The organism is Mycobacterium sp. Root135, assembly GCF_001426545.1.
Lineage (GTDB): Bacteria > Actinomycetota > Actinomycetes > Mycobacteriales > Mycobacteriaceae > Mycobacterium.
Window position 1 is genome coordinate 40240 of record NZ_LMEZ01000008.1, and the last position, 13634, is coordinate 53873.

Annotated in this window: 12 protein-coding genes; 6 read left to right on the plus strand and 6 right to left on the minus strand. The window is 68.4% G+C overall.

What is annotated here, in order from left to right:
- Window position 1 precedes the first annotated feature (1 nt).
- On the plus strand, window positions 2-610 hold the full coding sequence (locus ASD37_RS24035; RefSeq protein WP_056557649.1) for a cysteine hydrolase family protein: 609 nt from the start codon (window positions 2-4) through the stop codon (window positions 608-610).
- A gap of 72 nt (window positions 611-682) precedes the next feature.
- Here the strand turns inward: ASD37_RS24035 and ASD37_RS24040 are convergent, their stop codons facing one another.
- Both ASD37_RS24040 and ASD37_RS24045 read right to left on the minus strand, forming a co-directional pair.
- Window positions 683-2065, minus strand: coding sequence for an aspartate aminotransferase family protein (locus tag ASD37_RS24040; protein ID WP_056557651.1), 1383 nt, complete (start codon window positions 2063-2065; stop codon window positions 683-685).
- Window positions 2066-2082: 17 nt separating this feature from the next.
- Window positions 2083-3591, minus strand: a complete 1509-nt coding sequence (locus ASD37_RS24045) for a CoA-acylating methylmalonate-semialdehyde dehydrogenase (RefSeq protein ID WP_056557654.1) — start codon at window positions 3589-3591, stop codon at window positions 2083-2085.
- A gap of 80 nt (window positions 3592-3671) precedes the next feature.
- On the opposite strand from ASD37_RS24045, the gene ASD37_RS24050 reads away from it, so the two are divergent.
- Window positions 3672-5297, plus strand: a complete 1626-nt coding sequence (locus ASD37_RS24050) for a PucR family transcriptional regulator (RefSeq protein ID WP_056557657.1) — start codon at window positions 3672-3674, stop codon at window positions 5295-5297.
- 86 nt (window positions 5298-5383) lie between these two features.
- On the opposite strand, the gene ASD37_RS24055 is transcribed toward ASD37_RS24050, so the two are convergent.
- Entirely contained in the window at window positions 5384-6319 is a 936-nt protein-coding gene (locus tag ASD37_RS24055) for a DUF808 domain-containing protein (protein ID WP_056557659.1), read from the minus strand.
- Between the two features lie 61 nt (window positions 6320-6380).
- Between ASD37_RS24055 and ASD37_RS24060 the strand changes: the two genes are divergently transcribed.
- Both ASD37_RS24060 and ASD37_RS24065 read left to right on the plus strand, forming a co-directional pair.
- On the plus strand, window positions 6381-7526 hold the full coding sequence (locus ASD37_RS24060; protein WP_056557661.1) for an FAD-binding oxidoreductase: 1146 nt from the start codon (window positions 6381-6383) through the stop codon (window positions 7524-7526).
- Between the two features lie 133 nt (window positions 7527-7659).
- The gene (locus ASD37_RS24065) at window positions 7660-8553 is read left to right on the plus strand and encodes a GGDEF domain-containing protein (RefSeq protein WP_235568550.1); all 894 of its coding nucleotides are present in this window, start codon (window positions 7660-7662) and stop codon (window positions 8551-8553) included.
- 93 nt (window positions 8554-8646) lie between these two features.
- On the opposite strand, the gene ASD37_RS24070 is transcribed toward ASD37_RS24065, so the two are convergent.
- Entirely contained in the window at window positions 8647-9141 is a 495-nt protein-coding gene (locus tag ASD37_RS24070) for a MarR family winged helix-turn-helix transcriptional regulator (protein WP_056557665.1), read from the minus strand.
- 81 nt (window positions 9142-9222) lie between these two features.
- Here ASD37_RS24070 and ASD37_RS24075 point away from each other — a divergent pair, with 81 nt between their 5' ends.
- Entirely contained in the window at window positions 9223-10440 is a 1218-nt protein-coding gene (locus tag ASD37_RS24075; RefSeq protein ID WP_056557667.1) for an FAD-dependent monooxygenase, read from the plus strand.
- Window positions 10441-10509: 69 nt separating this feature from the next.
- Window positions 10510-11862 carry an MFS transporter gene (locus tag ASD37_RS24080; protein WP_056557669.1) on the plus strand — a complete coding sequence of 451 codons (1353 nt, stop codon included), beginning with the start codon at window positions 10510-10512 and terminating at the stop codon, window positions 11860-11862.
- 3 nt (window positions 11863-11865) lie between these two features.
- On the opposite strand, the gene ASD37_RS24085 is transcribed toward ASD37_RS24080, so the two are convergent.
- Together ASD37_RS24085 and ASD37_RS24090 are read right to left on the minus strand one after the other, a co-directional pair.
- Window positions 11866-12729 carry a MurR/RpiR family transcriptional regulator gene (locus ASD37_RS24085; protein ID WP_235568532.1) on the minus strand — a complete coding sequence of 288 codons (864 nt, stop codon included), beginning with the start codon at window positions 12727-12729 and terminating at the stop codon, window positions 11866-11868.
- The gene (locus ASD37_RS24090) at window positions 12726-13550 is read right to left on the minus strand and encodes a class II glutamine amidotransferase (protein ID WP_056557673.1); all 825 of its coding nucleotides are present in this window, start codon (window positions 13548-13550) and stop codon (window positions 12726-12728) included. Before ASD37_RS24090 ends, ASD37_RS24085 begins: the two co-directional genes overlap by 4 nt.
- Between the last annotated feature and the right edge of the window lie 84 nt (window positions 13551-13634).

Sequence of the window (13634 nt, forward strand, 5' to 3'; positions counted from 1 at the left end):
CATGAACTTCGACCGGGACGTCACCGGACTGGTGATGATCGATCCGTACAACGACTTCATCTCCGAGGGCGGCAAGGTCTGGGACCGCCTCAAGGCGATCGCCGAGGCCAACCACTGCGTGCCCAACCTGGAACGGGTGCTCACCGCCGCGCGGGCGTCGGGCATTCGCGTCTTCTACGCCATGCACCACCGATACCGGCCCGGCGACTACGAAACCTGGAAGTACGTCGCCCCCATTCAGAAGGCGGCATGGGGGCGCAAGACGTTCGAATACGGCACGTGGGGCGGTGAGATCCACCCCGCACTGGTGCCGGTCGACGGCGAGATCGTCGCCCAGGAGCACTGGTGCTCAAGCGGATTCGCGAACACCGACCTGGACCTGCAGCTGAAGAAACACGGCGTGCACCAGTTGATCGTGGTCGGGCTGATCGCGCACACCTGCGTCGAGTCCACCGTGCGGTTTGGCGCGGAACTGGGCTACGACGTCACCGTCGTCGGCGATGCCACCGCCAGCTATTCGGAGCGCGAGATGCAGTCCGCGCTGGAGGTCACCATGCCCAACTACGCGACCGTCGTCACGACCGACGAGGTCGTCGCCGCCCTGAGCTGAGCTCGCCGAGACTTCACATGCTGACGGGAATTCGCGAAACCGCGTCAGCACGTGAAGTCTCGGCGGTCGACCTCAGTTCACGTAGCCGTCGGCCACCGTCAGCGCGGCGTCGAGGATCTTGAGTCCCTCGGCGACCTCGGCGTCGGAGATGTTGCAGGCCGGGACCGCGTGGATGCGGTTGAAGTTGGCGAACGGCAGCAGGCCACCGGACTTGCACGCCGCGATCACCGCGTTCATCGCGGGGCTTGACCCGCCGTACGGGGCCAACGGTTCCCGGGTCTGCGGGTTGGCGACCAGTTCGATCGCCTGAAACACGCCGAGCCCACGCACCTCGCCGACCGACGGGTGCCGTGACGCGAGGTCGGCAAGGCCGGGGCCAAGCACCTCGGAGCCGATGCGGGCGGCGTTGGCCACCATGCCCTCGTCCTCCATCACGTTCAGCGTCGCGACGGCGGCGGCGCACGCCAACGGGTGGCCGGAGTAGGTCAGCCCGCCGGGGTAGGCGCGGTCGGCGAACGTCGAGTAGATCGCGTCGTTGATCGCCACGCCGCCCAGCGGCACGTAGCCCGAGGTGACACCCTTGGCGAACGTGATGAGATCCGGCACCACGTCGAAATGCTGGATGGCGAACCACTTTCCGGTTCGTCCGAAGCCGGCCATCACCTCGTCGGCGATCATCACGATGCCGTACTTGTTGCAGATTTCGCGGACGCCCGCCATGTACCCGGGCGGCGGCACCATGATGCCCGCGGTGCCGGGGACCGACTCCAGGATGATCGCCGCGAACGTCGACGCACCCTCGTGCTGGATGAGCCGCTCCAGGTACTCCAGCGCGCGTTCGCTCTCCTGCTGCTCGTTCTCCGCGTAGAAGGACGAGCGGTAGAGGAACGGGCCGTTGAAGTGCACGACGCCGCTGCTGGCGTAGTCGTTGGGGTAGCGGCGCGGGTCGCCCGTCAGGTTGACCGCGGTGTCGGTGCCGCCGTGGTAGGAGCGGTAGCGCGACAGCACCTTATAGCGGCCGGTGTGCAGCCGCGCCATCCGGACGGCGTGCTCGACGGCGTCGGCGCCGCCGTTGGTGAAGAACACGCGGTTGAGGTCACCCGGGGTGCGCTCGGCGATCAGTCGGGCCGCCTCCGAGCGGGCCGCGTTGACGTGCTGCGGCGCCACGGTGCACAGCTTGGCCGCCTGCTCGGCGATGGCCTTGACCACCGTCGGGTGCTGATGGCCGATGTTGGTGAACACCAGCTGCCCGGAGAAGTCGAGCAGCTTGTTGCCGTCGCCGTCCCAGACGTACTGGCCGTCGGAGGCCACGATCGTCATCGGCGTGATCTGGGCCTGGGCCGACCACGAGTGGAAGACGTGCTTGCGGTCGAGCTCGTAGGCGTGGGCGGCCTCGGCCTTGGCGGTTGCGAGGTCCTGGCCGCTGGGCAGCAATGTGCTGTCGAAAGTCGTCATGTCGTCAGTCTCTCTCGTCAGTCGTTCTGCGGGAAGCCGAGATTGATTCCACCATGGCTCGGGTCGAGCCAGCGCGTCGTGACGACCTTGCCACGGGTGAAGAAGTGCACGCCCTCGGTCCCGTGGGCATGGGTGTCGCCGAACAGCGAGCTCTTCCAGCCACCGAAGCTGTAGTAGGCGGTCGGAACGGGGATCGGCACGTTGATGCCGACCATGCCGACCTCGACCTCGTTCTGGAACCGCCGGGCCGCGCCGCCGTCGTTGGTGAAGATGGCGGTGCCGTTGCCGTAGGGGTTGGCGTTGATCAGGTTCAGGGCCTCGTCGTACGAGCTCACCCGGACGACCGACAGCACGGGGCCGAAGATCTCGTCGGTGTAGACGCTCATCTCGGGGGTGACGTTGTCGATCAGCGTCGGGCCCAGCCAGAAGCCGTCAGCCTCGCCGTCCACGGAAATGCCGCGGCCGTCGACCACGATGGTCGCGCCATCGGCCTCGCCGGCGTCGACGTAGGAGGCGACCTTGTCGCGGTGGGCCTTGGTGACCAGTGGCCCCATGTCGGAGTCCCGGGTGCCGTCGCCGGTCTTGAGGCCCTTCGCACGGTCGGCGATCTTGGCGACCAGTTCGTCGGCGATCGGGCCGACGGCGACGCAGGCGCTGATGGCCATGCAGCGTTCGCCCGCCGAACCGAAGCCCGCGTTGATCATGGCGTCGGCGGCCAGGTCCAGATCGGCGTCGGGCAGCACGATGGCGTGGTTCTTGGCGCCACCGAGGGCCTGGACCCGCTTGCCGTGCAGCGTGCCGGTGGAGTAGACGTACTGCGCGATCGGCGTGGAGCCTACGAAGCTGATCGCCTTGACCGACGGGTTGGTGAGCAGTTCGTCGACTGCGACCTTGTCGCCCTGCAGCACGTTGAACACGCCTGCGGGCAGGCCGGCCTCGGCCCACAGTTCGGCCAGCCAGAGGGCGGCCGACGGGTCCTTCTCGCTGGGCTTGAGCACGACGGTGTTGCCCGCGGCGATGGCGATGGGGAAGAACCACATCGGCACCATGGCCGGGAAGTTGAACGGGCTGATGATGCCGACGACGCCCAGCGGCTGGCGGATGGAGGCGACGTCGACGTTGGTCGAGGCGTTCTCCGTCATGCCGCCCTTGAGCAGATGCGCGATCCCGCAGGCGAATTCGACGACTTCCTGGCCGCGGCTGACTTCGCCGAGGGCGTCGGAGACGACCTTGCCGTGCTCGCTGGTGATGATCTCGGCCAGCTCACCCTTGCGGGCGTTGAGCAGCTCCCGGAACGCGAAGAGGATGGTCGTGCGCTTGGCCAGCGAGGTGTCGCGCCAGGCGGGGTAGGCCGCGGCGGCGGCGTCGATGACGACGCGGGCGTCGGCGACGTCGGCAAGGGCGAGCTCGCCGGTGACCTGACCGGTGGCGGGGTTGGTCACCGAGGAGGTGCGGTCGCCGGATCCGGCGAAGCCCTTGCCGTCGGCCCAGTGGGCGATGGTCTTGACGCGGGTGCTGAGTGTCATGCCTCGATTCTCGCCGCGTCCGATGGGTGAGATGGCCGACGATCTGTAACGAATTCGCGTAATGAACTTACGATGTGTAGATGCAGCCGACCGTCCGCGAGATACTGGCGCTGCCGGTGCTGCAGGCCGGTGACCCCGTCATGGTCTGCGGCGCCGACCGTCCGGAGGCGCTGGACCGGCCGGTCCGCTGGGTGCACGTCAGCGACCTGCCCGATCTGTCCAACCTGCTCGAGGGTGGCGAGCTCGTGCTCACGACCGGGCAGGCGCTGACCGACGAGCGGCACCGCGACGACTACCTCCCGCAGCTCGCGCGGGCCGGGGCCGTCGCCCTCGTCGTCGAACTCGGGACGCACGTCCACGAGGTGCCGCCCTCGGTGGTGGCGGCAGGCGCGCATCTCGACCTGCCCGTCGTCGCACTGCGGCACCCGGTCCGGTTCGTCGAGGTCACCGAGGAGGTGCACCGCCGGATCGTTGCCGAGCAGTACGCCGAGGTCGACTACGCCCGCCGGGTGCACGAGGCGTTCACCAACCTGAGCATGCGCCGAGCCTCCGTCGACGAGATCGTCGCCGCCGCGGCCGACATGCTCGACATGCCGATCGTGCTGGAAGACCTCAACCACCAGGCGCTGGCCTTCGTGCGACGTGGGCTCTCGCTCACCGAGTTGCTCGACGACTGGGAGCGCCGGTCGCGAGTCGCCGTCGGCACCTGGGTGACCCGCCCGGTCGGTCCGTATCGGCAGGAGTGGGGCCGGCTGGTGGCGCCGCTGGGGCGGGCCGACGGTGGCGAGCCGGACGACCGCACCGTGACGACGCTGGAGCGAGCGGCCCAGGCGCTGGCGTTGCACCGGATGGTCGAGCAGGACCGGACGTCACTCGAATTGCGGGCGCAGAGCGGGCTGGTCGACGACCTGCTGCGGGGCCGGATCAGGGACGAGGGCGAGGCGACCGCCCGCGCGCATGCGCTCGGATTGCGTCCGGCGCTGACCTACGTTCCGATGACCGTCCGGGTGCCGCAGACCGCCAACGCCAACCAGTTGTTGACCCAGCAGCGGCGCAGCCGAACGTTGGACGCGGTGGTCCACGCCATCCGGTCCGGCGGGCACAGCGTGCTGGCCGCCAGCAGGGACGACGGCCAGATCGACCTGCTGCTCGCGCCGCAATCGAAGACGATGGCCATCCACCATCGCGAGCGCGACCCCGGTCCCGAACGCGCACTTCTCGAGGTCACCGCCGCGATGCGCCACGCCGTCGTCCAGGTCGACGGCGTCTCGGCGTGCGTCATCGGCGTCGGGCCGGAGTCGAGCAGGCTCGTCGACGCCGCGGGTGGGCTCGAGGAATCCGCCCACGTCGCCGAGGTCGCGCTGGCGATGGCGGACGACCGACCGTTCTACCGGGCGGCCGACGTGCGGCTGCGCGGTTTGATCGCCCTGATTCGCTCGGAGGCGAGGGTGCAGGCGTTCGCCGAGACGGAGCTGCGCGGGCTGCTGGAGCGACGGGCCACGCACGGCGACGAGATGTTCGATCTGCTCGCCGGCTACCTGGACGAGGGCGGCAACAAGGCGGCGCTGGCCAAGCGTCTGCACCTGTCCAGGCCGACGCTGTACGCGCGGCTGGCGGCCGTCGAGCGACTACTCGGCGTCGACCTCGACGACGCCGAGTCCCGGACGTCGCTGCACGTCGCGATGATGGTGCTCGCGCGGCCCTAGTGCCTTCGCCGAACGTGGAGATGTGCTGCGCCGATCTGCCCTCGTGCGTGGCAGAAGTCCACACTCGGCGGGGTGAGCGGAGTGAGTTAGTGCTTCTTCTTGCCGAACGGCAGCACGTGCACGACGGCCACCACGATCGCGCCGACGACGAGCCCGATGACCGCGGAGATGAAGGTGTTCACCAGCCAGGCCAACAGCCCGCCAACGCCACCGGTCGCATGGCGGACGTTCTCCTCGAGGTGGTGCACGAACCCGTACGGCGGGTGCCAGCCGAGGGTGTCGGTGCCGAGCAGCAGGATGTGGCCGCCGACCCACAGCATGGCGACGGTGCCGATCGTCGACAGCGCAGCGAGCAGCTTCGGCATGCCGACCACCAGACCGCGGCCGACCTTCTGCGCGAAAGCCGACGCGCGCTGAGTGAGGGCCAGGCCGACGTCGTCCATCTTCACGATGAGGGCGACGACGCCGTACACCGCGGCGGTGATCACGAACGCGACCACGATCAGGATGATGAGCCGCGGCCAGAAGGACTGGTCGGCCACCTCGTTGAGGGCAATCACCATGATCTCGGCCGACAGGATGAAGTCGGTGCGGATGGCCCCGCTCGTCATCTGCTTCTCGGCGTCGTCGCCGACCGCGGCCGTTGGCGCGGCGTGCGCGTCGTGGCCCCGGATCCTGCCCCATACCTTCTCGGCGCCCTCGAAACACAAATAGGTGGCGCCCAGCATCAGGATCGGCGTCAGCAGCCACGGCACGAACTGGCTGAGCAGTAGCGCGGCGGGCAGGATGAAGAGCAGCTTGTTGCGCAACGATCCGAGCGCGATCCGCTTGATCATCGGCAGCTCGCGGTCCGCAGTGATGCCCTGCACGTACTGAGGCGTCACGGCTGTGTCGTCGATGACGACGCCGGCCGCCTTCGCCGTAGCGCGACCCGCCGCGGCACCGATGTCGTCGACCGAGGCGGCCGCGAGCCGGGCCAGCGCGGCGACGTCGTCGAGCAGCCCGAACAACCCCGCGCTCACGGGTGCACTCTGCTATGCCTCATGGCACCCGAGGATACGTGGAGTCTGGGAAGCTGCTGTCATGACTTCGACCGACACCCGCGCCGACGTCATCGTCGTGGGCGGCGGAATCGCCGGGGTGTCGGTCGCCTACGAATTGTCGCGCACGGTGCGGGTCACGCTGCTCGAGATGGAGCCGACGCTGGCCTATCACACCACCGGCCGGTCGGCCGCGACGTTTCTGGAAACCTATGGTGGCGAACAGATTCGGGCGCTGACGACGGGAAGTCGGGCGTTCTTCGCCGACCCGCCCGAGTTCTTCGAGTCGACGCTCATGACCCCGCGGCCGTCCATGCAGATCGCGACCACGGGGCGTGCCGCGGTGGTCGAGCGTATGCACGCCGCGGTGCTGCGGCAGGTGGCAGATGCCGAACTGCTCGACGGCGACAGGTGCCACGAGTTGTTCCCGTTGCTGCGACCCGAGGTGGTCGAGCGCGGAATCTACGAACCGCGGGCGATGGCGCTCGACGTGGCGGCCCTGCACCAGGGCTACGTCCGCGGGGCGCGCCGCAACGGAGCCGAGATCGTCCGGACCGCCCACGTGGTGTCGTTGCAACGGCTGGGGGACACGTGGACCGCGACCACCGCCGACGGGGGCACCCATCGTGCGCCGGTGGTGGTCGACGCCGCGGGCGCGTGGGCCGACGTGCTGGCCGCCGCGGCCGGCGTGCGGCCCGTCGGATTGACGCCGCTACGGCGCACCATCTTCATGGTCGACTCGCCGTTGGGTGAGGCCAGCCGGGAATGGCCCAACTGCAGCGACGTCGACCAGTCCTTCTACGTCAAGACCGCAGGGGCGCAATTCTTGTGCTCACCCGCCGACGAGACGCCATGCCCGCCGAGTGACGCCAAGCCGGACGAGCTCGAAATCGCCAGGGCCATCGAGGCGATCAATGCCACGACGACGATCGGGGTGGGCAGCATCGGTGCGTCGTGGGCGGGCTTGCGCACGTTCGCGCCGGACCGCAACTTCGTCGTCGGTGAGGATGCCGATGTGCCGGGCTTCTTTTGGCTTGCGGGGCAGGGCGGCTACGGCATCCAGACCGCGCCCGCCACGGCCCGGCTGGGCGCGGCCCTGGTGCTTGGCCAACCCGTTCCCGCCGACCTCGTCGACCGCGGGCTCGACGTCACGCGGCTGGCGCCGGATCGCAGGGGACACACGGCGTGACCTCGAGCGGCGGGAGCCGCCGTACGGACGGCGACCCGAGCCCATTGCTCCTGGTCCACAGTTGGAGATGCGGCCTGGCACCTGGCAAACTAACGACGTCGTCTGCCAGGTGGGCGCGGAAGGAAGCGTCGTGATGCCAGCAGGGCCGCCGGTGCCTCCAGATCACCTGCTGCGACTTGCTTTCGAGCGAACCCCCGTTGGCCTGTCGTTCGTCACTGTCGACCGCCAGGTGCTGCTGACCAACCCGGCACTGACAGCCATCCTCGGATACACCGCCGACGAGCTGTTCGGCATGTCGATAGCGGAGGTCACCCACCCCGAAGACCGACACACCCACTCGGTGCTCCATCAGGAGCTTCTCGCTGGCGAGCGAGACTGGTACGAGATCGACAAGCGCTACATTCACCGCGACGGCCACACGGTGTGGACGGTTCTGCACGTCGCTGCAATCAATGGCGAAGATGGTCGCATCTCGATGTTGGTCTCGCAGATCCACGACATCTCGCAACGCGTCGAGGCTCACGAACTCGACCGCTGGCGGGCGATGCACGATCCGCTGACGGGGATCGGCAACCGAAACCTGCTGATCGGGAATCTGAGAGCGCACCTCGACCGATACCGTGCCGGTACCGCTGCTGCGCCAGCAGTGCTGATCCTGGATCTCGATGGTTTCAAGGCGGTGAATGACCGGCACGGCCATATGGTGGGTGACGAGCTACTGAAACTCGCCGCTCGCCATCTCTCGACCAACGTCAGCGCGGACGACACGGTTGGCCGCCTTGGCGGTGACGAATTCATGGTCGTCCTGAGCTGCTGCGGCGACGGAGCTGACGCACTGACCGCCGCACACCGCCTTCGCCGTGGACTGTGCACTGCTCTTCGTGCCCATCCGTCCCTTCAACGAGTTTCGGTATCCGTCGGCGTTGCGGTTGCACCGCCGATGTCGATCCCCGACCTGATGGGTTCGGCCGATTCGGCGCTCTACCGTGCCAAGGCGGCCGGCAAGAACACCGCCGTCCTGGCTTGATGCGCTGCAACCTCTGCGGTTCGGTGACTGCCAACTGCAGCGACGTCGATCAGCAGTTCTCCCCCAATCCGAAGCCCGACACCGTTGAGATCGTCACGCGGTTGGCCCCGGACCGCTGGAGTTCATGACGCCGACGAGCTGACCGAAGAACGAGCAGACCGCCTTCTGTTGGGCGGGGGTCAGGGCGTGTCCGACGTCGTCGAGGGCGCGCACGATCGGCGCCCACGTGTCGAACAGCAGGTCGACCGCGTGGGGCAGCACCCGAACGGCGACCCTCCTGCGGTCGTCGACGTCGCGTACGCGTTCGAGCAGCCCGTCGGATTCAAGGCGGTCCAACAGCACCGTCACCGACGCCGACCGGATGTCCAGTCGACGGCCCAACTCCGTTGGTCCCATCGGGCCGTGGACGTCGAGCAGTCGCAGGGCCTGCATGTCGGTGGCGTTGAGGCCCATCCGTCGCGCCTGCCGCCGCTGAAGCTCGTCGTGGGCTTCCAGAAAGCCGCGCATGGCGATCGTCGGCCCGCTCAGGTTGGCCAGCCAGTGGCCCGTCGCGTCGCGCTCGTGTCTCTCATCGCTCTTCGGTGTCACGCAGCTCTCCCGTGGGCAGATACTTCATAGAACGTGTATTACGGTATTCTAGGTAAATCCTCTCAGATTGGACACCATCTCGTGACTCGCCACGCCGTCATCTCCGGATCGGGTATCGCCGGACCCGCCCTGGCTCATCAACTCACCGCCAGGGGTTGGCGCACCACCGTCCTCGAGCGTTTCCCCAAGGCGCGCAGTGAAGGTCAGAACGTCGACGTCCGCGGCGCCGCCCGTGAGGTGGTGCGCCGCATGGGAATCGACGCCGACGTGCGGGCCGCCGGCACCGGCGAGGTCGGCATGCGCTTCGTCGACGCCGACGGCTCTCCGGTGGCGTCCTTCCCGATGGGCGGGCCCGGTAAATCCGACGGTCCCACAGCCGAATTGGAGATTCTGAGGGGCGAGCTGTCCCGGATCCTGATCGAGCACACCCGTGAGACCACCGAGTACCGCTTCGGCACTCAGATCGCCGACATCACCGACCGCGACGACCACGTCACCGTTGCGCTGGACGACGGTTCGACCGTCGACGCCGACGTCGTCGTCATCGCCGAGGGCCTGCGCTCGACGTCGCGCCGATTCGTCACCCCGACCCAGGTCAACGACCTCGGCATGTACTTCGCCTACGTCACCGTGCCGAGGCAGGCCACCGACGACCAGTGGTGGAATTGGCAGCACGCTCCCGGTTCGCTGGCCGTACACGTCCGGCCCGACAACCTCGGAACATCAAGGGCGATACTGACGTTCATCTCCGACGTGCGCGGGCTGGAAGATCTGGACCGAGCCGACCAGGTCTCCATCCTGCGTCGTACCTTCGCCGACGTCGGCGGCCTCGCACCGCGCGTACTTGCCGAACTCGACGACGCGCCGCTGTACTTCGACGCCCTCGGTCAGGTGAGCTCGTCGCAGTGGACGCGCGGTCGCGTCGCGCTTCTCGGCGACGCCGCGTACACCAACGCGACCTTCGGCGGGGGCGGCACCAGCCTGGGGTTGATCGGCGCCTACGTTCTCGCCGGTGAACTGTCCCGCGGCGACGACGACCGGGCCGCCTTGCTGCGCTACGAGCAGCTGATGCGCCCTCACGTGGAAACCACTGCGCCACAGTCGGTCATGAAGACCATTCGGCGCGCCAACCCGCGCACCGAGGGAGGCATCAGGGCGCTGCACGCCGGGGCGCGAGTGGCGGCGGGCCCCGTCGGCCGGGGTGCGATGAAGCTGGCAGGCAAGCGGCTGGTCCGCGTGGCCGCCGACGACCTGCGCCTGCCCGACCATCCGGACGCGGTGGTCCAGCGCGCCGGGTGAGTTCTGACTACGGTGACAGCCGTGTCGCCGCCCGAGTCACCAGAAGAGTCGGCGCCGTTCCCCCGGGGGATGGCTCTGCTGGTGGCCGGCGCGTTCTTCATGGAGATCGTCGACGCCACGATCATCACCCCGGCGATACCGCTGATCGCGTCGTCGTTCGGGGTCGACCCGGTGGACGTCAACCTCGCGATCTCGGCCTACCTCGTCACCCTCGCGGTGCTCATCCCGGCCAGCGGGTGGGTCGCCGACCGCTTCGGTGCCCGGCCGGTGTTCGCCGCCGCCATCGCGATCTTCACCCTCGCGTCGATCGGGTGCGCGCTCAGCGTCTCCCTCCCGATGCTCGTCGGGATGCGCATCCTGCAGGGCGTCGGCGGGGCCATGATGGTGCCCGTCGGCCGCCTGGCGGTGCTGCGGGTCAGCGGCAAGGCCAACCTGGTCCGCACGATCGCGCTGTTGACGTGGCCTGCGCTGGCGGCGCCGGTGCTGGCCCCGGTCCTCGGCGGTGCGATCGCGACCCTCGGCTCGTGGCGTTGGATCTTCTTCGTCAACATCCCGATCGGTGTCGTCGGCTTCCTGTTGTCGCTCAAGCTCATTCGCGGCGAGCGGGATCCGGCCCCGAGGCCGCTGGACTGGCAGGGGCTGCTCGTCCTCGGCGCGGGGATCGCGGCGGCCCTGATGGCACTGGAGAGCATCCGGGTCGCAGGCACCGAGTGGCTGCTGGTCGCCGCTGGCGGTGCTACGGCCCTCGTGCTGCTGGCCGTCGCGGCCTGGCATCTGCTGCACACCCGCCATCCACTCATCGAGCTGCGGGTCCTGCGCGTACCGACCCTGCGAATCACGGTGACCGCCGGATCGCTGTACCGCCTGGTGATCACCGCGGTGCCGTTCCTGTTGCCATTGCAGTTCCAACTGGTCTTCGGGTGGACGCCGTTCCTCTCGGGCCTGTTGGTCGCGGTGCTGTTCGCCGGAAACATCGCGATCAAACCGGCGACGACGCCGCTGATGCGGCACTTCGGGATTCGTCGGGTGCTCATCGTCAACGGGGTGCTCTCGGTGGGCTGCTACGGGCTGCTCGCGAGCCTGGGCCCGACGATGCCGATCGCCGTCATCGGGGTGGTCCTGTTCCTCAGCGGCGCCCTGCGATCGGTCGGCTTCACCGCCTACGTCACGCTGGCGTTCTCCGACGTCGGCGGCGACCGCCTGACACATGCGAACACGCTCAACGCGGCGGTGCAGGAACTGGCGTCCGGTCTCGGGATCGCCGTTGCGGCACTGCTGCTCAGCACGTTGACTCCGCTGGCGGCGACCCCGCACACCGCGTACGCGTGGACCTTCCTGGCGCTCGGCGCGTTGATGGCGCTCACCGTGGTCGAGTCGTTCCGGTTGCCGCGTGATGCGGCCACCGCGGTGACCGCACGCTAGTGCTCAGTCCAGAAGTTCGCTACGGCGCTGTTCCTCCCACAGCGCCATCCTGGTCCTGGCCGGCTCGCCGACCGTGTCCATCACCAGCGGGATGAGCAGCTCGGTGAGCAGGAACCCAGCCGCCATGCTCTGGTAGGTGGTGCCCACCGTGCTCGACGCCGTCAACACCACCTCGGCCTCAGGGGCGACGGGGCAGGCCAGGTCGTCGGTGACGAGCAGCACCGTGGCGCCGGCCCGATGCACCCGAGCGGCAAGGTCGGCGGCGCTGCGCTGATAGCGGTGATAGTCGAACAGCATCACGACGTCGCGGCGGGTCAGCTCGATCATCGTGCCAAGATCGCGACCGCTGGGGTCGGTCAGCAGTCGCACACCCGGCCGTAACTGTTCCAGGTGTGCGGCGAGATGCATTGCCAGCAAGTGGGAGAACCGTCCACCGTGTAGATACAGCGGTCTGCTGGTGTCGGCCAGCAGCGCGATCGCCGCCTCGACGGCGGGGCCGGGCATCTGTGCCAAAGTCTCCTCGGCCCGTTCGTTCTGCGCGCGGGCCTGGTGCAGGAGGCGATCCAGCGGGCCGGCGTCCGTCGAGCTGGCGGGGGCGGCCGGTAGCCGCGTGATCGGCCCGTTGGACTGGGCCGTCAGCTCGGCGCGCAATGCGACCTGTAGATCGGTGAACCCTTCGTAGCCAAGGGTTTGCGCGAACCGGAGCACGGTCGGCGGGCTCACTTCGGCGCGCTCGGCGAGCCGTGCGGCGCTGGCCAGCCCGGCGCTCGGATAGTCGGCGAGCAGCGCCCGGCCGACCCGACGCTCGGCCTTGCTCAGCGACGGGAGAGCGGCGCCGGCGCGTGCGGCAACCGTCTCGTCGGTCACGCCGATCTCGTCGAGTTGGGCAGAACCAGCGGATACGTCGTCACCGACAAATCATGCATCGAGACGGCGACGACGGATTCCGGTGGCAGGGGTTCCCACGCCAGGTCGCCGAATCCGGTCGAGCCGACCACCACCCTGGCGTCGTCGCCATCGCCAACGCGGGCCATGCGAAGGGCGAAGTAGTCCTCGAGGTGTTCCGACGGCAGGTCGGTGGCGCTGATCTCCGCGATGTCCTCGGCGGGCAGGATGCTGTGGGCGTGCGCGTGGACGACGATCAGCTGGTCCTCGCCGAGGATGAGGGCGTTGAGGCTGGCGTTGGGGTGGCTCTCACGGAGCTGGGCGACGGCGCGCCGCACTGCTTCGGCGAGAGTGGTTGTCGCACCGCGGTGTTGACGGATCAACGCGAAGTACCGCTCGCTGTCGGTGGTGCCGCGCATGGACGCCGCGATCGCGGGCTCGAGCAGGCCGTCCAACGAGTCCATCGGTTTGATCGACCCGTTGTGGGCCATAGCGAGACCGTCGGCGAGGAACGGGTGTGAGTTGCGCGGCTCGACGGCAAGTCCGGTGGTCGCCCAGCGGAGGTGGACGAGCGACGCGGTCGGGCGGAGTTCACGGGTGGCCGCGACGAACTCGGGATCGTCGAGCGCGCTGCCCGCCGACACCATGACGCGGGGGAAGTCGCCTATGTCGTCGACGCCCGCGACTCCCCAGCCGTCGCCATGGATCTTCGTCAGCGCGAGGAAGTCCGTCAGTACCGCGTCCCCGACCGCGGAGGCGATGGACACCGGCGTCAGCGAGACGACACCCAAGAGTCGACACATGCTGACATCCTCCGATCGTTGATCTTACGAATCAACCATAAACCTTCGAATTTAAAGAATCTGAAACATTCATGACATAGATTT